This is a genomic window from Caballeronia sp. LZ028 (genome assembly GCF_031451415.1).
GTDB lineage: Bacteria > Pseudomonadota > Gammaproteobacteria > Burkholderiales > Burkholderiaceae > Caballeronia > Caballeronia zhejiangensis.
Genome location: NZ_JARUXN010000001.1, coordinates 1,537,563 through 1,559,591, shown reverse-complemented (window position 1 = coordinate 1,559,591; position 22,029 = coordinate 1,537,563). Strand labels below are relative to the sequence as shown.

General features: G+C 63.7%; 18 protein-coding genes. 7 read left to right on the top strand and 11 right to left on the bottom strand.

What is annotated here, in order from left to right:
• Positions 1-30 precede the first annotated feature (30 nt).
• A complete protein-coding gene (glgX, locus tag QCE58_RS07315) occupies positions 31-2,229 on the bottom strand; it encodes a glycogen debranching protein GlgX (protein WP_008349981.1) in 2,199 nt (732 codons plus the stop codon).
• A gap of 257 nt (positions 2,230-2,486) precedes the next feature.
• Here glgX and QCE58_RS07310 point away from each other — a divergent pair, with 257 nt between their 5' ends.
• The 4 genes from QCE58_RS07310 to QCE58_RS07295 all read left to right on the top strand — a co-directional run bounded on the left by QCE58_RS07310 (position 2,487) and on the right by QCE58_RS07295 (position 5,736).
• Positions 2,487-3,872, top strand: a complete 1,386-nt coding sequence (locus QCE58_RS07310; protein ID WP_175980003.1) for a DUF2252 domain-containing protein — start codon at positions 2,487-2,489, stop codon at positions 3,870-3,872.
• A gap of 164 nt (positions 3,873-4,036) precedes the next feature.
• Positions 4,037-4,480, top strand: coding sequence for a large conductance mechanosensitive channel protein MscL (gene mscL, locus QCE58_RS07305; RefSeq protein WP_008349984.1), 444 nt, complete (start codon positions 4,037-4,039; stop codon positions 4,478-4,480).
• A gap of 322 nt (positions 4,481-4,802) precedes the next feature.
• Positions 4,803-5,294 carry a hypothetical protein gene (locus tag QCE58_RS07300; RefSeq protein WP_008349986.1) on the top strand — a complete coding sequence of 164 codons (492 nt, stop codon included), beginning with the start codon at positions 4,803-4,805 and terminating at the stop codon, positions 5,292-5,294.
• A gap of 235 nt (positions 5,295-5,529) precedes the next feature.
• A complete protein-coding gene (locus QCE58_RS07295) occupies positions 5,530-5,736 on the top strand; it encodes a dodecin (RefSeq protein WP_008349988.1) in 207 nt (68 codons plus the stop codon).
• 85 nt (positions 5,737-5,821) lie between these two features.
• Here QCE58_RS07295 and QCE58_RS07290 read toward each other — a convergent pair whose 3' ends face one another.
• The 4 genes from QCE58_RS07290 to QCE58_RS07275 all read right to left on the bottom strand — a co-directional run bounded on the left by QCE58_RS07290 (position 5,822) and on the right by QCE58_RS07275 (position 10,654).
• Positions 5,822-6,907, bottom strand: a complete 1,086-nt coding sequence (locus tag QCE58_RS07290) for a BMP family ABC transporter substrate-binding protein (protein ID WP_250521082.1) — start codon at positions 6,905-6,907, stop codon at positions 5,822-5,824.
• Positions 6,908-7,019: 112 nt separating this feature from the next.
• Entirely contained in the window at positions 7,020-7,949 is a 930-nt protein-coding gene (locus tag QCE58_RS07285; protein WP_008349992.1) for an ABC transporter permease, read from the bottom strand.
• Positions 7,950-7,965: 16 nt separating this feature from the next.
• Positions 7,966-9,072 carry an ABC transporter permease gene (locus QCE58_RS07280; protein WP_008349994.1) on the bottom strand — a complete coding sequence of 369 codons (1,107 nt, stop codon included), beginning with the start codon at positions 9,070-9,072 and terminating at the stop codon, positions 7,966-7,968.
• Between the two features lie 7 nt (positions 9,073-9,079).
• Positions 9,080-10,654, bottom strand: coding sequence for an ABC transporter ATP-binding protein (locus QCE58_RS07275; protein ID WP_250480482.1), 1,575 nt, complete (start codon positions 10,652-10,654; stop codon positions 9,080-9,082).
• A 271-nt stretch (positions 10,655-10,925) separates the two neighbouring features.
• Between QCE58_RS07275 and QCE58_RS07270 the strand changes: the two genes are divergently transcribed.
• Positions 10,926-11,858: a LysR substrate-binding domain-containing protein gene (locus QCE58_RS07270; RefSeq protein ID WP_008349998.1), complete on the top strand. Its 933-nt coding sequence runs from the start codon at positions 10,926-10,928 to the stop codon at positions 11,856-11,858.
• Positions 11,859-11,968: 110 nt separating this feature from the next.
• Here QCE58_RS07270 and QCE58_RS07265 read toward each other — a convergent pair whose 3' ends face one another.
• Positions 11,969-13,339, bottom strand: coding sequence for an 8-oxoguanine deaminase (locus QCE58_RS07265; protein ID WP_033537253.1), 1,371 nt, complete (start codon positions 13,337-13,339; stop codon positions 11,969-11,971).
• A gap of 463 nt (positions 13,340-13,802) precedes the next feature.
• Here QCE58_RS07265 and uraH point away from each other — a divergent pair, with 463 nt between their 5' ends.
• Positions 13,803-14,156: a hydroxyisourate hydrolase gene (uraH, locus tag QCE58_RS07260; protein WP_034473589.1), complete on the top strand. Its 354-nt coding sequence runs from the start codon at positions 13,803-13,805 to the stop codon at positions 14,154-14,156.
• Positions 14,157-14,218: 62 nt separating this feature from the next.
• On the top strand, positions 14,219-15,412 hold the full coding sequence (locus tag QCE58_RS07255; protein ID WP_008350004.1) for a urate hydroxylase PuuD: 1,194 nt from the start codon (positions 14,219-14,221) through the stop codon (positions 15,410-15,412).
• 65 nt (positions 15,413-15,477) lie between these two features.
• On the opposite strand, the gene ltaE is transcribed toward QCE58_RS07255, so the two are convergent.
• The 5 genes from ltaE to alc form a co-directional block, all read right to left on the bottom strand.
• A complete protein-coding gene (gene ltaE / locus QCE58_RS07250; RefSeq protein WP_250480481.1) occupies positions 15,478-16,482 on the bottom strand; it encodes a low-specificity L-threonine aldolase in 1,005 nt (334 codons plus the stop codon).
• Between the two features lie 126 nt (positions 16,483-16,608).
• The gene (locus QCE58_RS07245) at positions 16,609-18,543 is read right to left on the bottom strand and encodes an alkyl/aryl-sulfatase (RefSeq protein ID WP_051996674.1); all 1,935 of its coding nucleotides are present in this window, start codon (positions 18,541-18,543) and stop codon (positions 16,609-16,611) included.
• Between the two features lie 18 nt (positions 18,544-18,561).
• The gene (locus QCE58_RS07240; RefSeq protein ID WP_250480480.1) at positions 18,562-20,274 is read right to left on the bottom strand and encodes a GMC family oxidoreductase; all 1,713 of its coding nucleotides are present in this window, start codon (positions 20,272-20,274) and stop codon (positions 18,562-18,564) included.
• A gap of 222 nt (positions 20,275-20,496) precedes the next feature.
• The gene (locus tag QCE58_RS07235) at positions 20,497-21,000 is read right to left on the bottom strand and encodes an ureidoglycolate lyase (RefSeq protein ID WP_033537260.1); all 504 of its coding nucleotides are present in this window, start codon (positions 20,998-21,000) and stop codon (positions 20,497-20,499) included.
• Positions 21,000-22,010 (bottom strand): allantoicase, encoded by a 1,011-nt coding sequence (gene alc / locus QCE58_RS07230; protein ID WP_250480479.1) that lies wholly within the window; start codon positions 22,008-22,010, stop codon positions 21,000-21,002. The genes QCE58_RS07235 and alc overlap by 1 nt, the downstream gene beginning before the upstream one ends.
• Between the last annotated feature and the right edge of the window lie 19 nt (positions 22,011-22,029).

Below are 22,029 nucleotides of genomic sequence, written 5' to 3'. Positions count from 1 at the left end.
CTCGCGCGCCGGACCCCGCCGACGCGAGCCTCAACTCGCCTCGCCTTCAGGCGGGACTTCGTCCGTCAGCGCTTCTTCAAGCCGCTTGAAAATGCGCTTGGTCGCGCCGCGCGGCTGAAGCGCAAACAGGAGCAGCGAGCGGCCCGTCACCTGATACACATCGTCCGCGCCGAACTCCGGCAATTCCTCGCGAATCGGCGCGTTGGTGTCGATGAGACAAATCCACTCGTCGGGGCCCGGAATGTCGGGCAGCGTGAAATCGACCACGTCGTGATACGCGTTGACGATGAGCAGCAGCGTCGCATCCGATGCCGGCTTGCGGATGCCCGTCGCCTGCGCGCGCCCGTCCATCACCACGCCGAAGCAGCGCATGTTCGGATCGTCCCATTGCTCCTGCGTGAGTTCGTCGCCGGTCGTGCCGAGCCACCGGACGTCGGCGACCTGCAGGTCCTCGTTGTATTCGCCGGTCAGGAAGCGCTGGCGCCTGAGCACCGGCAGCGTGTGACGCAGCGTCGTCAGCTTGCGCACGAATTCCGTGAGCGCGCGGCCATCGTCGTCGATGTCCCAGTTCACCCAACTGATGTCGTTGTCCTGGCAATACGCGTTGTTGTTGCCCTTCTGCGTGCGGCCGAATTCGTCGCCGGCGAGCAGCATCGGCGTGCCTTGCGAAAACAGCAGCGTCGCGAGCATGTTGCGCTTCTGGCGCTCGCGCAGCGCGCGGATCTCGGGGTCGTCGGTCGGACCTTCGACGCCGCAGTTCCACGATTTGTTGTCCGAATGGCCGTCCTTGTTGTCCTCGCCGTTCGCCTCGTTGTGCTTCTCGTTGTACGAGACGAGATCGTTCAGCGTGAAGCCGTCGTGCGCGGTGATGAAGTTCACGCTCGCCCACGGACGGCGCCCGCGCTTGTTGAACTTGTCGCCCGATGCGGTGATGCGCTTGCCGAGCTCAGGCGACACGCCTTCGTCGCCCTTCCAGAATTCGCGCACAGTGTCCCGGTAACGATCGTTCCATTCCGCCCAGCCCGGCGGAAAGCCGCCCACCTGATAGCCGCCCGGACCGCAATCCCACGGTTCCGCGATGAGCTTCACGCTCGAGAGAATCGGGTCTTGCCGGCAACTGTCGAGGAAGCCGCCGCCCTCGTCGAAGCCGTAGGGCTCGCGGCCGAGAATCGTCGCGAGATCGAAGCGAAAGCCATCGACGTTCATCTCCGTCACCCAGTAGCGCAGGCTGTCGGTGACCATCTGCAGGACGCGCGGATGCGACAGGTTGAGCGTATTGCCGGTGCCGGTATCGTTGATGTAATAGCGCGATTCTTCGGGCATCAGCCGGTAGTACGACGCATTGTCGATGCCGCGAAACGACAGCGTCGGCCCGCGTTCGTTGCCTTCGGCGGTGTGGTTGTACACGACGTCGAGGATGACTTCGAGGCCGGCCTCGTGCAGCCGGTCGACCATTTCCTTGAACTCGGCGACGACGCCCGGCCCGCGCGCGAAGTAGCGCGGATCGGCGGCGAAAAAGCCGATCGTGTTGTAACCCCAGTAATTCGTGAGGCCCTTGTCGAGCAGATAACTGTCATTGACGAACGCGTGGATCGGCAAAAGCTCGACCGACGTCACGCCCAGGCTCTTGATGTAATCGACCACTTCCTTCTGTCCGAGCCCCTCGAAAGTGCCGCGCATGTGCTCCGGAATCGCCGGATGCAGCTTCGTGTAGCCGCGCACGTGCGTCTCGTAGAAGATCGTGTGCTCCCACGGCACGCGCACGCGCGTCGCATGCGTCCACGAGAAGTCCTGATCGACGACCTGGCACTTCTGCATGAAGGGCGCGCTGTCGCGTTCGTCGAAGGTGAGATCGTCGCCTTCGGCGTTGAGCGTATAGCCGAACACGGCCGGGTCCCACTTCAGTTCGCCCACGTGCGCCTTCGCGTACGGATCGAGCAGCAGCTTGTTGGGATTGAAGCGATGTCCGGCTTCGGGCTCGTACGGTCCATGCACGCGATAGCCATAGACCGCGCCGGGTTGCAGGCCGTGAACGTAGACGTGCCAGACTTCATCGGTGTATTCGGGCAGTTCGATGCGCTGCGTTTCCTTTTCGCCCTTCTCATCGAAGAGACACAGCTCGACTTTGGTCGCGTTCGCGGAAAACAGCGCGAAATTCACGCCCTGTCCGTCCCAGGTTGCGCCGAGCGGAAACGGGGAGCCTTCGGCAATGCGGATTTCGTTGGGCATGAGATGATGTGTTCGAAAGATTGACGCGAAGTGCGTCGGGATCGTGCGTTGGCATTGCGCGGCTTCAAGCCGATCGTAAAGAGCATATCCCGTGCCCGTGGCCCGGCCCGGCGTGCAGCTTGCTTCATGCGGTTCGCGCCACCGAGACGCACCCGCGTCATGCGCTGCGCGTGTAAAACCTTCCCGCCGGGAGCGCCGAATGCTCTGCGTTCGACGAACGCTCGACACGCCCTTTTATCGCCGAAGGAGAACGCGCCTTGTCCACCCGCCCTGGTTCCGCTTCGACGAATACACCCATCAACGGCGCGGCCGAGCAAAGCCGCGCCATGGGCCGTTCACTCCGCGACGCGGTACCGTTCGACGCGCACGGCGCCTGGTCGCCCGAGCCGGACCGGCCCGATCCCGTGGAACGCGTGCTCGCGGGCAACGCGGGCCGGCAGGAGCGGCTCATTCCGCTGCGGATGCAGCGCATGGCCGAGTCGCCGTTCGCGTTCCTGCGCGGCTCCGCGACGGTGATGGCGTGGGATCTGGCGAAGTCGCCTTCGATCGGCCACAACGTCATCATCGACGGCGACGCGCACGTCAATAATTTCGGCCTTTTTCGCACGCCGCGCCAGGACGTCGTGTTCGATCTGAACGATTTCGACGAAACGCTCGTCGGCCCGTGGGAATGGGACTTGAAGCGTCTGACCGCGAGCATCAACGTCGCGGCGCGCGAAAATGGCGTCGATGCCGCCGGGCGCGAAAGCGCCGTGCGTTCGGCATGCGCCGCGTATCGCACGACGATGGCCGGACTCTGGCAAGTAAGCCCCTACGATCTCTGGCAGATGCGCTCCTACGCGAGCGCGCTGCACATGGACGCGCCCACGAAGCTCGATTCCGACGAGAAGGCGACCATAGAGAAAACCGTTGAACGCGCGATGAAGCGCTCGCACGCGACGATGCTCGCGAAAGTCGCGGAGCCCGTCGGCAAAAGCTATCGCTTCAAGGCCGATCCGCCGATCCTGACCGCGCTCGACGCCGCCGAGAAAAATCATGTGATCGATGGCCTGAAGGCTTATCTGGAAACGCTGGCCGGCGAATGGCGCATGATGCTCGAACGCTACGACGTCGTGGATGTCGCGCATCGCGTCGTCGGCGTGGGCAGCGTCGGCACGCGCGCGTATCTCGTGCTGATGCTCGGCCGCGCGCTCGGCGATCCGCTCTTCATTCAGGTGAAGGAAGGCATCGTGCCGGCCGCCGCGCCGTTCGTGCCGCCGCTCCCGGAGCCGTATCGCCATCAGGGACGGCGGGTCGTGCATGGTCAGCGTCTGATGCAGAGTTCATCGGATGCGCTGCTCGGCTGGACGACCATTTCCGGCCGCGACTTCTACGTGCGCCAGATGAAGCAGATCCGCGGCTCGATTCCCGTCGACTGGCTGCACGGCGCGACCTTCGACTTTTACGCGTGGTGCCTCGGCCTCCTGCTCGCCCGCGCCCACGCGCGCACCGGCGATGCCGCGCTCATCGCCGGGTATTGCGGCAACTCCGACCGGCTCGACGCCGCCTACGCGATGTGGGCCGAGCGCTATGGCGCGCAGACGGTCGCGGATCACGCGGCTTTTTGCGCGGCGATCAGCGTGGGGCGCGTGCCGTCGGCCTGAACGAATTCCGGCGCCCCGCGCGAGCCGCAATCGAATTGACTATCATTGTCGGTGCCCGCAACGAAACGCGCCGCGCCCGGCGTTTCGCGCGGGTTCCAACGGCATAGCCCTTGCTGCCGCCTTGGCCCGCACAACCGTCTAACGCACACTGGAGGAAGCCGCGCATGAGCATGATCGAAGAATTCAAGAACTTCGCCCTGAAGGGCAACGTCATGGACCTCGCGGTCGGCGTCATCATCGGCGGCGCATTCTCGACGATCGTCAATTCCGTCGTCAAAGATCTGATCATGCCGGTGGTCGGCCTCGCCACCGGCGGCCTGGACTTTTCGAACCTGTTCGTCCGGCTCGGGCCGATACCGCCAACGTTCAAAGGCAATCCCGATTCGTACAAGGACTTGCAGACCGCGGGCGTCGCCGTATTCGGCTATGGCTCGTTCATCACCACGCTGATCAACTTCATCATTCTCGCGTTCATCATCTTTCTGATGGTCAAGTTCATCAACAATCTGCGCAAGCCGGCCGAAGCCGCGCCGCCGCCCGCGACGCCCGAAGACGTGCTGCTGCTGCGCGAGATTCGCGACGAACTCAAGAACGCACCGCGCGTCTAGCCGGGCAAACCCGCTCGCATCGCAGCGGAACCCGCGCGGCGCGGGCGGGTCTGCCTGATTGGCCACCCTATCCCCTTGGTGCGTCCACCCGCTTTTTTCTTCATGAAAGCTGTTCGCGTGGGGTGCAGCAGGACTATTATTGAGATAGATGCTCTGAGGGAAGCCAAGCGGGCCGCCAAACGGTCGTCGGCACGAATCGTGCGCCAGGAAGGAGCAGCGGCTCTTGCCGTTGCTAAAAACGAATGGCCCGATTCACCGTGACCTAATCACATCGATGCGCTATAAAAGATCGACGTGCGGCGCGCAAGACGGGAGTGGCCGCATGAGGACGCTGCGTTTCTTGCAATTCTTTTTCAGGCGAGTTTTTATGTCCTTCCCGAAAAAGCGTAAGCGCGTGAAGGCTGATGGCGACGAGTCTTTTCTCGCCGTGCTTCGGCATTTCAAGCCATTTGGTCAGCTAGACACCAAGATCGCCAGGGCTCGCGCCCAGGATGAACCGGTGCTGTACGCACATGTGTTGCCGGGACTCGATGTCCTTCTGTGCAGCGTGCGAGGCGCCCAGCCGCCCTACCCGGCGATCGACGAGCTGCACAGGCGTTGTGTCGAATCCATCACCAACGCGCTCGAACAGCCGCTCGACGGACTCGAGAACGGCGGTTACTGGTACGAGGGGAACGGTTTCGGTTTCCTTGTATTCGCGAGCCGCGCCCGCGCCCAGATCCTGAGCGAATTCGGCGCGACGGTTTCGGCGCGCAGGCGTCGCGGCACGCGCCGTCAGGACGCAGGCGACGCCGCTTCGCGACCGCTGCGCTGATCCTGCGCGGACCTCCCTGGTTCCTGCCGATGCACGCGGGCCTCGCTGACGAGGCTCGTGCGCCGAGCGCGCTTCGCGCAAACCCCGACTACTCCCGCACGCGTTCCTGTCCTTTAATGGAAGCCACGCGCGAAAGCGTGATGGCGCGTGCCTTGCTGCATCGGTATTCGAAGCATCTTGCGACGCCACGCGTCGCATCGCTCTGACCGATCCACCACACTACAAGGAGAACACCATGTCGGAACACGTCTACAAGCAGATCGAACTGACCGGCTCGTCGCCGCAATCGAGCGATGACGCCGTGCGCGTCGCGCTCGAGAAGGCGTCGAAAACGCTGCGCAACATGCACTGGTTCGAAGTGGTGGAAACGCGCGGGCACATCGAGGACGGCAAGATCCTGCACTGGCAGGTGACGATCAAGGTGGGACTGCGTATCGATTGATGCGCGTGGCTCATCGCATGAAAAAACCGCGCTTCGTTTTGCAACGAAGCGCGGTTTTACATTGCGGCGAGCGAACGATGCGCGCTTACTTCGGCAGCGAGCCGTCCACGCCTTCGACGTACCAGTTGATGCGCTGCAGTTCCGGGTCGGTCAGCGTCTTGCCGGCCGGCACCTTCTCCGCGCCCGACTGATCCTTGATCGGACCGCTGAACACATCCCACTTGCCTGCGTGCAACTCGTCACGCTTCGCGGAGATCGCCTGCACTGCCTTCGCGGGAATCGCGCCGGTATTCAGGTCTTCGAGATCCACGGCCTTCTGCGGAATGCCGAGCCATACCGGATCGTTCTTCCACTTGCCGTCGATCACCTTCTGGATCACGTCGTTGTAATACACGCCCCAATGCGCGACGACCGAGCCCAAATGCGCGCTCGGGCCGAACTTCTTCATGTTCGAATCCCAGCCGAACGCGAAGACCTTCTTCTCGGCGGCGGTGTTGAGCGTCGCGTTCGAATCGGTGTTCTGCAGCAGGACGTCGGCACCCTGGCCGATCAGCGTTTCGGCTGCCTGCTTTTCCTTGCCCGGATCGAACCAGCTATTGATCCAGATGACCTTCGTGTGGACCTTCGGGTTCACGGAGCGCGCGCCCATTGTGTACGCGTTGATGTTGCGCACCACTTCCGGGATCGGCACCGACGCGACGAAGCCGAGCGTGTTCGTCTTCGTCACGTAGCCCGCGGCGACGCCCGCGAGATACGCGCCCTGATACATGCGCACGTCATACGTGCCGAAGTTCTTCGCCTTCTTGAAGCCGGTGGCCGTCAGGAAAATGGTGTCCGGAAAATCCTTCGCGACCTTCAGCGCGAAATCCTGATAGCCGAAGCTCGTCGCGAAGATGACCTTGTTGCCCTTGTTCGCGAGATCGCGGAACACGCGTTCCGAGTCCGCCGATTCCGGCACGTTCTCGACGCGCGTGATCTTGATCTTGCTGCCGTACTTCGCTTCGGCCTCCTTGCTGCCGGCGTCGTGCGCGAAGGTCCAGCCTGCATCGCCCGGATTGCCGAGATAGACGAACGCGACGCCCGGCGCATCCGCCGCCCGCGCGCTCAAGGCCGCGACGGTGGCGGACAGTGCGACCGTAGCGGTGATCGCCTTCAGCCATGGTTTATTCATTGTGATTCTCCTGGTCGATGTTGTGTGTCAAACGAATTGCTTTGGCCCGCATCAGTGTGGTCGGTCAAAAATGAGAACGGAACCGCGATGCTGCGCGCGAACAACAGCGGCATCAACTCGCCGCGAAGAACGGCTTGCCGAGCGATGCGGGCGCGTTGAGCCTGATCGTGTTCGGGTTACGCGAGATGAGCACGAGCACGACGATCGTCGCGATATACGGCAGCATCGCGAGAAATTGCGTCGGCACCGGGACGCCGATCGCCTGCGCGTAGAACTGCAGCGCCATCACCGCGCCGAACAGCAACGCGCCGATGAGCAGCCGGCCCGGGCGCCACGTCGCGAACACGACGAGCGCGAGCGCGATCCAGCCGCGCCCCGACGTCAGTTGCTCCTGCCAGACGTGCAGATAGACGATCGAGTAATAGCCGCCCGCGATGCCGGCCATCGCGCCGCCGAAGAGCGTCGCGCCGTAGCGCACGCCGACGACCGGAAAGCCGACCGAATGCGCGACCGCCGGCGATTCGCCGACCGAGCGCAGCACGAGCCCCGCCCGCGTCTTGTAGAGGAACCAGCCGATCACCGCGAACATGATGAACGCGAGATAGCCGAGCGGCGTGAGCGAGAAGATCGCCGGGCCGAGCACCGGAATGCTCGACAGCCCGGGAATCGGCATCACGTCGATGGTCGAGCGCACCGCCGCCGACGTATAGGGCTTGCCGACATACGCCGAAAAGCCGATGCCGAAGATGGTCAGCGAGAGGCCCGTCGCGACCTGATTCGCGAGCATCGTGATGGTGAGAAAGCCGAAGAGCAGCGCCATCGCGAGCCCGGCGAACACCGACGCGACGATGCCGAGCCACGGGCTGCCCGTGATCGCGGTGACGGCGTAGCCGGTGACGGCGCCCATCAGCATCATGCCTTCGACGCCGAGATTCAGTACGCCGGATTTTTCCGCGACGAGTTCGCCCGCGCCCGCGTACATCAGCGGGATGGCGGCGATCACGGCGCTCGAAGCGAGATTGCTGGCTTGATTGATGTCCATGTTTTTCTCGACCTCGTTAAGCGGCGTGATGTGCAGGCGTCCTGCGCTTGATGCGGAAATTCACGAACAGATCGCAACCGAGCAGGCAGAACAGCAGCAAGCCCTGAAACACGCCCGCGAGCGCTTGCGGCAATTGCAGCGACGTCTGCACCGCTTCGCCGCCGAGATAAAGCAGCGCCATCAGCAGACTGGCGAGCACGATGCCGACCGGATGCAGACGCCCCACGAACACGACGATGATCGCCGTGAAGCCGTAGCCCGGCGACCAGCCCGCCTGAAGCTGGCCGATCGGACCGGCCACTTCGCCCATGCCCGCGAGACCCGCGAGGCCGCCGGAAAGCAGGAGCGAGGTCCAGATCGTCTTCTTGTCGGAGAACCCGGCGTAGCGCGCGGCGAGCGGCGCGAGACCGCCTACGTTCATCCGGAAGCCCGCGAAGCTCTTGCGCATGAAGAGCCACACGCAGGGAATCGCGATCGCCGTCAGAAACACCGACGCGTTGATGCGCGTGCCCTTCAGCCATGTCCAGTGCCAGTCGCCGTAGAGACGCGGGAAGAGCGCGTCGTCGCCGAACATCGCCGAGATCGGGAAGTTCATGCCTTCCGGATCGCGCCACGGACCGCTCACGAGATAGATGAGCAACTGCGTCGCGACGTAGGTGAGCATCAGGCTCGTCAGGATTTCGTTCGTGTTGAAGCGGCTCTTGAGCAGCGCGGGAATGCCCGCCCACACCATTCCGCCGACGATGCCGCCCACCATCATCAGCGGCAGCGTCCACCAGCCGGAAGCATCGCCGACATGGACCGCGATGCCGCCCGCGACGATGCCGCCGAGCAGCATCTGCCCTTCCGCGCCGATGTTCCACACGTTCGCGCGATAGCCGACCGCGAGCCCGAGCCCGATCAGGCACAGCGGCGACGCCTTGAGCACGAGCTCCGACCAGCCGTTGATGCTGGAGAGCGGCTCGATGAAGAACGCATGCATCGCGCGCAGCGGATCCTGTCCGACGAGGCTGAAAATCAGAAAGCCGATGACGAGCGTCGCGACGGCGGCGACCACCGGCACCGCGAGCTGCATGACGCGCGAGGGCGCCGGACGCGCTTCGAGTCGATAAGGGAAGATCATCGTTCTTTTAGTGCTTCTGAAGAGAGTCGGATTCGACGGCGGGCGCGGGCTTGCCTTCGAAGAGGCCGGCCATGAAGAGGCCGATCTCCTCCGCATTGGTTTCGCTCGTCTTGCGCACCGGCGAGAGCTTGCCGCGCGCGATGACGGCGAGCCGGTCGCAGATATCGAAGAGTTCTTCCAGTTCTTCCGAAATCACGAGAATCGCGACGCCGCGCGCGGACAGATCGAGCAGTTGCTGGCGGATGAAACCCGCCGCGCCGACATCGACGCCCCAAGTCGGCTGCGCGACCACGAGCACTTTCGGCTCCTGCAGAATCTCGCGTCCGACGATGAATTTCTGCAAGTTGCCGCCGGAGAGACTTTGCGCGAGCGCATCGCTGCCGCCGCAACGCACGTCGAACGACTTGATGCAGCGTTCCGCGAATGCCTTGACCGTGCCCGCCTTGATCCAGCCGCCGCGCACCATGTTTTCGCGATGCGCGGTCAGCAGGCCGTTATCGGCGAGCGACATCGCCGGGACCGCGCCGCGGCCGAGCCGCTCCTCCGGCACGAACGCGAAGCCGAGCCGCCGGCGGCCGCCCGCGGTGAGACGCGCGGCGGGCTTGCCGCAGATCGACACGGCATCGGCGGCGACGTGTTTATCGCGGATTTCGCCCGACAGCGCCGCGAGCAACTCCGCCTGTCCGTTCCCCGACACGCCCGCGATCCCGAAAATCTCGCCCGCGTGCACCCCGAACGAGACGTTGTCGAGCGACGTGCCGAACGGGTCCGGACTCGCGACCGACAGATTTTTCACCGCAAGGCGCACGTCGCCGGGATGGTGTTCGCGGCGCGTGTAGTCGGGCAGCGAATGGCCCACCATCAGTTGCGCGAGCGACGCATGCGTCTCCTTGCGCGGATCGACGTTGCCGGTCACGCGACCGCCGCGCATCACGGTGGCGTTTTCGCACAGCGACTGTATTTCGTCGAGCTTGTGACTGATATAGAGAATGCTGCAGCCCTCGGACGCGAGGCGGCGCAGCACCTTGAAAAGCTTCTGCACGGCTTGCGGCGTAAGGACGGACGTCGGCTCGTCCATGATGAGCAGCCGCGGATTCTGCAGGAGGCATCGCACGATCTCGACGCGCTGCCGTTCGCCGACGGTCAGGCTGTGGACGTGGCGCTGCGGATCGACATCGAGGCCATAGTCCTTCGACACATCGCGGATGCGCTTGCCGAGCGCCTTCATGTCGAACTTTTCGTCGAGCGCGAGCGCGATGTTTTCGGCGACGGTCAGCGTCTCGAACAGCGAAAAGTGCTGAAAGACCATGCCGATGCCGAGCTTGCGCGCGGCGGCCGGGCTGCCGATCTCGACCGCCTCGCCCTGCCAGCGGATCTCGCCTTCATCCGGGCGCACCGCGCCGTAGATGATTTTCATCAGCGTGGATTTGCCCGCGCCGTTCTCGCCGAGCACGGCGTGGATTTCGCCCGGCATGACGACGAGATTCACGCCGTCGTTCGCCTTGACCGACGGATACTGCTTGCTGATACCGGACAACGCCAGGCGCGGTGGCGTCGTCGACGTGGAGATGGCGTCGCCCATTGAGATCCAGAGATGCGCCCGGCCACCGAGCAGGCCGGGCTGGAAAAAGTTACCGCTCGAGAGCGCAAGACAGCGTGATGTCGCACGAACTCATATCGCGGGCAGAATTTACAGAAATCGAGACGCTAAGTCGATAACTCAAAATTATGTGTTGCGCCCCGCAAACCCAGGCATCGCGGGTAACTCACATCTTGACGAATTTTTTGCAACATATTAAAAACGATATGTCGCACCCCTGCGTCGATCAGCCAGAACATATAGTGGAGATAACATGAGTCAGCAACGCGAGGCGATCGATACTTACTTATTGCGCGTCTTGCATACCCTCCTGATGGAACGCAGCGTGACGCGTGCGGCCGTCAAGCTCAATCAGTCGCAACCCGCCATCAGCGCTGCCTTGCGGCGCTTGCGCGACATCACCGGCGACCCGCTTCTCGTGCGCGGCAAGTCCGGCATGGTGCCGACCGAATATGGCCTGCGCCTGCTCGAACCGACGCAGAACGCGCTGCGTGAAATCGAGCGCATCAAGGTTCAGCAGCATAATTTCGACCCGTCCACTTCGGTGCGGTGCTATCGGATCGGCTGTCCGGATTATCTGAACGTGCTGTTCGTGCCGACTGTCGTCGAGCGCTTCAGGCAGGCCGCGCCCAACGCCACGCTCGAATTTCATTCGCTCGGTCCGGCGTTCGATTACGAACTCGCGCTGGAGGACGGCAAACTCGATATCGTCGTCGGCAACTGGCCGGAGCCGCCCGAGCAGTTGCATCTTTCGAATCTGTTCGTCGACAAGATCGTGTGTCTCGTCAGCAATACGCATCCTTTCGCGAAGCGCGGCGGGCTTACGCTCGATCAGTACCTGAACGCGCCGCATCTCGCGCCGACGCCCTATTCCGTCGGGCAGCGCGGCGCGATCGACGTGCATCTCGCGCGGGAACGGTTGAAGCGTCATGTCGTCGTTACGTTGCCGTACTTCAATCTCGCGCCTTACGTGTTGATCAAGTCGGATCTCGTGTTCACGACGACGCGGCTGTTCGCGGACCATTACGCGCGGTTCTTGCCGCTGGCAGTCGTGCCCGCGCCGCTCGATTTTCCGCCGATGCAGTATTACCAGTTGTGGCATGAGCGGTGTCATTATTCGGATGAAGTGCGATGGTTGCGGGGGCTCGTCGCCGAGGCGACGCGGTCGTTGATCGATCAGCCTTAACGCTTTCCTTGCTCGTTCGTGAAACCTGTGTTCGCGTCGGTCTATTAGCGTTGCCCCGGTGCGAAAAGACCGACGCGAACACAGGTTTCACGCAACGCCCCCAAGAAAGATCAAGAGCCCGAAGAAGCAGCCTGAACCAAGTCCCGCGCCAGACGATTGTGGCGCTCCACGACCGCGCCTAGATCCACCGTCGCAAGCACCCCATCCTTCACCACGATCTTCCCGTCGATAACACTGGTCGACACCTGCGACGGAGCACAGAACACCAACGCAGCGACAGGATCAGAAAGCCCCCCGGCAAACGCGACCTGCGAGAGGTCGAAGGAGACAAAATCCGCCGCCATGCCCGGCGCAAGCGCCCCGATATCATCGCGATTGAGCACCCTCGCGCCCCCGAGCGTCGCAATTTCCAGCGCCTCACGCGCAGTCATCGCATCCGGCCCGAACCCAACGCGTTGCAGGAGCAAAGCCTGCCGCACTTCCGCGACCATCTGCGCGCCATCGTTCGACGCCGACCCATCCACGCCGATACCCACCGGCACGCCCGCATCGCGCATCGCGCGAATCGGCGCGATCCCGGACGCGAGCCGCATGTTCGAGCACGGGCAATGCGCGACACCCGTCCCTGTGCGCGCAAAAAGCTCGATGCCCGCCTTGTCGAGCTGCACGCAGTGCGCGTGCCACACGTCATGCCCGACCCAGCCGAGATCCTCCGCATATTCCGCCGGCGTCATGCCGAATTTCTCGCGGCTATACGCGACATCGTTCACGTTCTCGGCCAGATGCGTGTGCAGCGACACGCCGTATTCGCGAGCGAGCAGCGCCGCATCGCGCATCAATTCGCGGCTCACCGAAAACGGCGAACAAGGCGCGACCACCACGCGCAGCATCGCGTAACGGCCTTCGTCGTGATACGTCTCGATCAGGCGTTGCGAATCCTTCAGAATCGCATCCTCCTTTTCGACGACCGAATCGGGCGGCAAGCCGCCATCCTTTTGTCCGACGCTCATGCTCCCGCGCGCCGCGTGAAACCGCATGCCGATCTCGCGCGCCGCCGCGATGCTGTCGTCGAGCCGGCTGCCGTTCGGATAGATATACAAGTGATCGCTCGACGTCGTGCAACCGGACAGCAGCAGTTCGGCCATCGCGGTCTGGGTCGAGACATGGATCATTTCGGGCGTCAGATGCGCCCAGATCCTGTAGAGATTCGTGAGCCAGCCGAAAAGCTCGGCGTTCTGCGCGGCGGGAATCGCGCGCGTGAGGCTCTGATACATGTGATGGTGCGTGTTGACGAGGCCCGGAATCACGAGATGACCGCGCATGTCGAGTACGTCGTCGGCGGATTGCGGAAGTTCGCTCGTCGGCCCGACCTGCACGATGCGATTGCCCTCGATATACATGCCGCCATCGGCGATTTCGCGGCGCGCTTCGTCCATCGTGACGAGCATGTGGGCGTTCTTGACCAGAAGACTGCGTGGCATAAGCTAACTCTCTCCAGAGACAGTTGGGAAACCAGTGAAAAGCCCCGGTTACCCAGCGTCTGCCGCCGTCTTCGGGACGCGGCAAATATCCATGGATATTGCGCGCACCGCTACTGTCCGCAGCCAAAAAATCGGACGCAATCAAGCGGCAGTCATAGTCATCTTCACGGCGGCAATATATTCCCGATTATTGGCGCGGGTAGCATCGGCAAAAAGCGATTCCGAGCGCGTGCGTCTTGCTTACGCGACGCTGTCATGCGTCAGGCATTATCTTTCCTATCGCGGCCGCACAGCGCGTCTCGAATTCCTACAATGCTGTACACGGCGCGCATCTGAAACGCCGACGGGTATGTAGCCACTGACGTGGAGCCTCGATCCGCCGCAGACGCACCTCGAGTAATCAGGTGCCGAATTTCGGATCGATGCGCAAAGCCGGATCTCGCACAACTCAAGGAAACTGCGAATGGGCAAGCTCACTACCCACGTCCTCGACACCGCGCACGGCCGCCCGGGCGCGAACCTCAAAGTCGAGCTGTTCGCGCTCAACGGCGACGCCCGCCGCGCGATCAGGACCATCCACACGAACGACGACGGCCGCGCCGATGCGCCGCTGCTCGAAGGCGCCGACTTCGAAACCGGCGAATACGAACTCGTGTTCCACGCAGGCGACTACTTCGCCGCGCTCGGCGTGAAAGTGCCCGAGCCGCGCTTCGTCGATCGCGTCGTGCTGCGCTTCGGCATCGCGGATGCTTCGTCGCACTATCACGTTCCGCTGCTCGTGTCGCCGTGGGCGTACAGCACCTATCGCGGAAGCTGAGCGGCAGCCAAAACATCGCTTGAACCCCACAAGCACATAACGAATCGGTAGTGGAGGAGTACATGGAAGGCTTTGTCACCGACTGGCTCAATCTCGTATTGCGCTGTCTGCACGTCATCGTCGCGATCGCGTGGATCGGCGAATCGTTCTATTTCGTCGCGCTGGACAACAGTTTGAAACCGCCAACCGACCCGAACGCGCGCCGACGCGGCGTGTTCGGCGATTTCTGGCACGTTCACGGCGGCGGTTTCTATCACATGCAGAAGTATTCCGTCGCGCCGCAGGACATGCCGGAAAACCTGCACTGGTCGTTCTGGCCGTCGTACACGACGTGGATGTCGGGCTTCGGCCTCTTCTTCGTGCTGTATCTGATGGCGCCGAGCACGTATCTCATCGACAAGAGCGTGCTCGACATGGGTCCGGTGGTCGCCGTATCGGCCGCGCTCGGCTTTTTGATGGCCGGCTGGATCGTGTACGACACGCTGTGCCGCGTGCTCGGCACCAACGACAAGCTGCTCGGCATCTGCGTCGGCATCTATGTGCTGATCGCTGCGTTCATCGCGTGCCATGTGTTCGCGGGCCGCGCGGCGTATCTGATCACCGGCGCGATGATCGCGACGATCATGTCGGCGAACGTGTTCTTCGTCATCATTCCGGGCCAGCGCAAGATGGTCGCCGCGATGCTCAAGGGCGAAACGCCGAACGCGATCTACGGCAAGCGCGGCAAGCAGCGCTCCGTGCACAACACGTACTTCACGTTGCCGGTGGTGTTCGCGATGCTGTCGAACCACTACGCGATGACCTACACGCACAAGTACAACTGGCTGATCCTCGTGCTCATCATGCTGGCGGGCGCGCTGATTCGCCAGTTCTTCGTGATGCGCCATCGCGGCCAGGTGCTGTGGTACATGCCGGTCGCGGGTCTCGTGCTGGTGCTCGGCGCGTTCGCATGGACGATGCCCGCACCTTCGGTGCCCGTCGCCCAGGCCGCAGGCGCGCCGACGATCAAGGTCTCCGACATTCAGCCGATCATCCAGCAGCGTTGCGCGACGTGCCACTCCGCGCATCCGACGATGATGGGCAGCGCACCCGCCGGCGTCCTGCTCGATACGCCCGCGGAAATCAAGCAGAATGCGCAGCGCGTGCATCAGCAGGCCGTGACGCTGAAGGCGATGCCGCTCGGCAACGTCACGCAAATGACGGATGCGGAGCGTCAGAAGGTGGCGGCGTGGTTTGCAGGCGGCGCTGTCGAATAAGCTTGCCGCTGCGCGCAATGAAATGCCCCGCTTCGTTCGGAAGCGGGGCATTTTTCATTCGACCTTCAACGTGCGAAGTAATCCTTCACCGCGCGAACGACCGTGTCGATATCGGCGCGCGACACATCGCGATGCGTGACGAAGCGCGACGCATAGAGCATCTGCGTGAGGATGCCGCGCTCCTTCAGAAAGGCTTCGAGCCGCGCGCAATGCGCCTCGGGAATCTGCGCGAAAACCATGTTCGTCGCGTGCGACTGAATCTTGATGCCATCGATCTGTGCGAGGCCGGCGGCGAGATGCGCGGCGTTGTCGTGGTCTTGCACGAGGCCATCGACGTGATGATCGAGCGCATACAGACACGCCGCCGCCAGCACGCCCGACTGGCGCATGCCGCCGCCGAGCACCTTGCGCCAGCGGCTCGCGACATCGATCAATGCCTTCGATCCGACCAGCACCGAACCGACCGGCGCGCCCAGCCCCTTCGAGAAGCAGACGGAAACCGAGTCGAACGGCGCGCACAGTTCGCCGACTGGTTTGTCCGATGCCACCGCCGCATTGAATACGCGCGCGCCGTCGAGATGCGTCGACAGACCGCGACTGCGCGCGAGTTGCGTCGCCTCCGCGACATAAGACGCCGGCAGCACCTTCCCGCCGATGGTGTTTTCGAGCGCGAGCAGACGCGTGCGCGCGAAGTGATTGTCGATCGGCTTGATCGCCGCCGCGATCTTGTCGAGCGGCAAGGCGCCGTCGGGCGCGTTTTCGATCGGCTGCGGCTGGATGCTGCCGAGCACCGCCGCGCCGCCGCCTTCGTACTTGTACGTGTGCGCCTGCTGGCCGACGATGTATTCGTCGCCGCGCGCGCAATGCGCCATCAACGCCGCGAGGTTGCTCTGCGTGCCGCTCGGAAAGAACAGGCCCGCTTCCTTGCCCGTGCGCTCCGCGAGCCTGCCTTGCAATTCGATGACGGTCGGATCGTCGCCCCAGACATCGTCGCCGACTTTGGCCGCGGTCATCGCGGCGAGCATCGGCTGACTGGGACGGGTGACGGTGTCGCTGCGAAGATCGATCATGCGTGGTTCCTTGTTTCAGGCTCGTCTGGGCCGACTATCTTAGCCGTTCGATAAAGAGCGCGCCCCGAAACGCGAAAGGCCGGCGCGCCCGCACCGGCCTTTCGATACGCGATAACGACGCGCCGCTTACGGTTCCACGACGTTGAAGTCGTTGTCGACCTGTTCGAGCGCGCCGAGCAGCGACTTGAACGCGTCGAGATCGCCCGTGACGCGGATCTGACCTTCGCGCAGTGCGCCCGCGAAGCCGGTTTCGCCGCAGAGGATCAGATTCAGCGTCTCGCGCGTCATGTCGATCTGCGCGTGCGGCGGCAACGCACACGGCAGCGCGGACCACGTCAGCGCGCCGTGCTGCAGATTCACGGAGAAGCGCTTGTCGACATCGCTGAAACGCCAGTCGAAGCGCGCAGTCAGATTCTGTGCCTTCAGCCCGTCGATACGCACCGCCAGATAGTCGAAGAACATGTCTTCGGTGATCGCGCACACCATGTCGCGGCTGCGGCTCGCGAACTGCGTCGCCGCGCGATGCCCTTCCCGCAACTCGCGCGCACCCAGAAGGAACGCATTGCGCCACGTCGCCGATTCGGCCTGATAGCCCATCTGCTCCAGCGCCGCCGCGCCCAGTGCGCGCGCTTCGAGCAACTGCGGCTGCGCGAACACGAGATGATTCATCACCTGAGCGACCCAGCGATATTCGCCCTTGCCGAAGTCCCGGCGCGCGCGTTCGAGCACGGCATCCGCGCCGCCCATGTACTCGACGTAGCGCGGCGCCGCCAGTTCCGGCGGCAGCGCGTGCAGATTCGACGGATTGCCGTCGTACCAGCTCAGATACTGCTGATAGATGGCCTTCACGTTGTGCGACACCGTGCCGTAATAGCCGCGCGCGTGCCACAGCGCGTGAAGCGAATCGGGAAGGCGCATGACCTCCGCGATCTCGGCCGCGTTCATGCCGCGATTCATCATGCGTACGGTCTGATCGTGCAGATACTTGTAAAGATCGCGCTGTGCTTCGAGATATCCGGCGATACGCTCGCGGCCCCAAGTCGGCCAGTTGTGCTGCGCGAACACGACATCCGCGTGGCGTCCGAAGCGCTCCAGCGACTCGCCCAGATAGCGCGCCCAGCGTTGCGCATTGCGCACGTTCGCGCCGCGCAGCGGACACAGATTGTGCAGCGAGCGCGTGCCGTTCTCCGCGAGATTGAGCGCGCGCTCCTGCGGGAAGTAAAAATGCATTTCGGCGGGCGCTTCGCTTTCCGGCGTCAGCTGGAAAACGATCTCGACGCCGTCGATGACATGCGTCTCCAGCGGCTCGCGAATGAGCTGCGTCGGCGGAATCAGCGTGATCGTGCCGCGCGGCATGGTCTTGCCCATGCCGGCATCGATCTGGCAGCACGCGTTGCGCGCGAGCGTGTGGCCGAACTGGAACTGCGCGCGGCGCGCCATCGCCGGGCCGGCCATCACGTTTTCCGACACCGCCTCTTCCATGAACCCGGCCGGCGCGATGATCGCCGTGCGCCCGGCCTGCACATCCGCGTCATTCGTGACGCCGCGCACGCCGCCGAAATGATCCGCGTGGCTATGGCTGTAGATGACGGCCACGACCGGACGCTTCGGCCGATGCGCGCAATAGAGCGCGAGCGCGGCCTCGGCGGTTTCCTTGCATGTCAGCGGATCGATGACGATGAGCCCGCTGTCGCCCTCGATGAACGTGACGTTCGAGACGTCGAAACCCCGCACCTGATAGATGCGCTCCGTCACCTTGAAAAGGCCGTGCAGCGAATTGATGCGGGCGTGACGCCACAGCGACGGATGCGCGGTGTCGGGCGCCTCGGGCTCGTTCAGAAACGCGTAGTCCGCGAGGCTCCAGACGAGCTGGCCATATGCGCCGCGCACCTCGGCGTCCGGCACCGTGCCGATGAATCCGCGCCGCGCGTCCGCTTCCTCCTCGGGATCGTCGGGAGGCAGTTCGTGCAGCGCGCGCTCGTGCGCCGCGCGCGTCGCCGCGGTCGCCGGCAGCGACGGCGGATAAGGTTTCGGCAGCGCCTGTGTGTCACCGTTTTGCATGCGATGTTCCCCGCTGAATTAGATTGCCTCGACGCGCGTCTCGGTGGAGACGGCGGCACGAATGAGATCCGCGGCCTTCTCCGCGATCATGATGGTCGGCGCGTTCGTGTTGCCGCCGATGATCGTCGGCATGACCGAGGCGTCGGCCACGCGCAGACCATCGATGCCGCGCACGCGCAGGTCGGGGTCGACGACCGCGAGTTCATCGACGCCCATCTTGCATGTCCCGACCGGATGAAAGAGCGTGTCCGCATGCTGGCGGATGTAAGCGCGAATGGCGCGCTCATCGCCCTCGCCGGGGCCGAAATCGTCGGTCATGAGCTCGCGCCCGCCCGCTTGCGCAAGCGCGGGCTGCGAGAAAATCCGGCGAATGAGCCGCACGCCGGTCACGAGGTTGTCCATGTCGGATTCCACGCTCAGATAGCGCGGATCGATGAGCGGCGCATCGCGCATGTCGCGCGACTTGAGGCGAAGCACGCCACGGCTTTTCGGGCGCAGGTTGGTCGCGTGACAGCTGTATCCCGGCGGCGCTTTCCTGCCCGCGCCGTCGCCACGGCTGCCCACGAGCGCGAGAATGAACGCGAACTGCAGATCGGGTTCCGCGAGCCCTTCGCGGCTGCGCGTGAAGCCGCCCGCCTCGATGATGTTCGATGCGAACATGCCTGTGCGGTCGCGCCTGTAGCGCATCAGCTCCGGAATCATGCGCGCGATGTTGCGCCACGAGTAGCCGTAGAGATCGGCGGTCGGCACGGCCTTCTTGATCGTGATGTCGATGTGATCCTGCAGGTTCTCGCCGACGCCCGGCAGATCGTGCACGACATCGATACCCATCTCGCGCACATGCGCGGCCGGGCCGATTCCCGATGCCAGAAGCAGTTGCGGCGAATTGAACGCGCCCGCGCACACGATGACCTCGCGACGCGCACGCAGGCTGCGCTCGACGCCATCGCGCACGACGCGCACGCCGGTCGCCCGCTTGCCGTCGAACTCGATGCGCAGCGCGATCGTGCCGGTCATCACCGAGAGCGAGTCGCGGCCGCCGCAGAGCGATGCATCGGCTGCGTCGCCGCGATGCAGATACGCGCGCGCGGTGTTCCAGCGCTCGCCGTTGTACTGCGTGACCTGATATAGCCCGACGCCTTCCTGATGCTGTCCGTTGAAATCGTGATTGAGCCGCATGCCCGCCTGCAACGCGGCGTCGATGAAGCGCTGGCTGAACGGATTGAGCGTGCGCTGATCGCAGACGTGCAGCGGGCCTTGCGCGCCGTGGAAGGCGTCGTCGAGACCATTGCGGATCCGGCCGTTCGACTCGGCCTTGCGGAAGTACGGAAGGACTTCTTCGTAGCTCCAGCCGCGGCATCCGAGTTGCGCCCATTGATCGTAATCGTTGCGATGACCGCGGACATACAGCATGCCGTTGATCGACGAGCTGCCGCCGAGTCCGCGGCCGCGCGGCTGAAACGACACCCGGTTGTTCAGCGACGGTTGCGGCAGCGTGTGATAACCGTAGTTGCGCACATTTTCCTTCACCGCCAGCTTCGCCACGCCGACGGGCGCCCACACCGTGTAGTGATGATCGTCCGGGCCGGTCTCCAGCAATGCGACCGTGACCCCTTGCTGGTCGGCAAGGCGGCTCGCGACCGCGCATCCCGCCGATCCTGCCCCGACCACTATGTAGTCATACTGATCGTTACCGCTTACGCTCGCGCGCCTCCTGGCCGAATCGCTCATGCTGTCTCCGTATTTATTAGTGCGGCACCGGACGGTCCCGAGGCGGACGCTGGCCGGATGCAAGCCGTCCGTCAAGGGTAAGGGGCGGGTCTGTCCCGTTCAACGGAGATTTCGGGTGGGAAGGCGGCGATATCGGGTGGTGTGGGCGGCGCTGTGACGAAAAAAAAGACCGGAGGTGCGTTCCGGTCTTTCGTCACTGCGCGGGTGCTGCTTTCGATGCGCCTATCGCAGCGCGTCTTCGGTCAGCCAGAGCGATTCCTTCAGATCCTGCTCGTTGAGGTTGTGCCCTTCGCCGCCGCCGCGATCGACGACGATGTAATCGCTCACCTTCCCCAGCGCGAGCAGCGGGTGATGCCACACGCCTTTCGCATAGTTCACACCCTGCCAGCCGCGCGTGACGAAGGCGCGGATCTTCGATTCGTCGAGATCGCCCGCGGGCGCGACGACGACGAGATACGGCCGGTCATCGAGCGGAATGAACGCCTGGCTGCCGAGCGGATGACGCTCCATCATCTTGCATTCGAACGGCAGCGTGCGCGGCTGGCCGCGAAACAGATTGACGATCGCGTGCCCGCCGCCGTCGGTCACGTCGACGTTGCACAGATCGTGGAAGCGGATCGTGGTGCCGAGGTTGATTGGAATCTGCTTGGCGCCATCGAGTTCGATGACATCGCCATAAGGCTTGAACGCTGCGCGCGTCAACGGTTCGATAGCGAGTTTCTTCATCATGCAAGGGTTCCGAGGAGACGAAGACGCGACACGCCGCCGTCAGGAAAAATATTGAAGCGCACGTGCGTCACGGGGCCGAGCGCGGCGAGTTCGGACTCGAAAAAATGCTGCTTGTCCATCTGCAGTTTCTGTTCGCCGAGCAGCACCGGCCAGAACATCGCCTGCGTGACGAGCGAGCTGTCCGTGCCGCCCTTCACGTATGCCGCCTGAAGCGAGCAGCGGTCGGGGAAATTGCCCTTGAAGTGCGCGGTATCCACTTCGACCTTCTTGATGACGCCCGGCTGCGCCAGCGCGACGATACACCAGTCGTTGCCCGGCTCGCGACGCCGGCGCGTTTCCCAGCCGTCGCCCATGTTCACGCCGCGGCCCGGCATCAGCAAGGTCGATGCGAGACCGAAGTGCTGATTGTTCGTGCCGACCATGTACGCGCCGTTTTCCATCGCGGCGAGATCGACGAGCGCATGCTTGTCCGCGTTGCTCCAGTCGAGTTGCGGCTGGCCATAGACCCGCAGACGCGCGATGCCGCCATCCGGATAGATGTTCACGCGCAGATGCGTGAACGGCTGCTGGACCTCGACTTCGAGATAGTGATGGCTGTTGCCCTGCAGCGTCGTCGACGGGACGATTTCCGTCCATTGCGTCGACTGATTCGGTGCGCCGTCGGCGACATGCGCCCCTTCGATCGACGCCGCCGGCGGGAAGTTGCCGGTGAAGTGGCTCGTGTCGACATCGATGCCCTTGATGACGCCCGGACGCGCGAGCTTGACGATGCACCAGTCATAGCCCGTCGTGCGCTTGCGGCGCGTTTCCCAGCCGTCCATCCACTTGCCGTGATCGTCGTACTTGCCGGGAATGAACACCGCCGGCTCGGGATTCAGCATGCGTTCCTTCGGCGCGAAGAAATCGTCGCTCGCCTCGAGTGCCTGCGCGCCCAGACGCGGGTCCGCCAGGTTCACATAGCGGCGCGTGAAGTCGGGCGCATTGGGATCGAGTGTCGGGATTGCCATTTGTTTCTGTCCTTCTTTT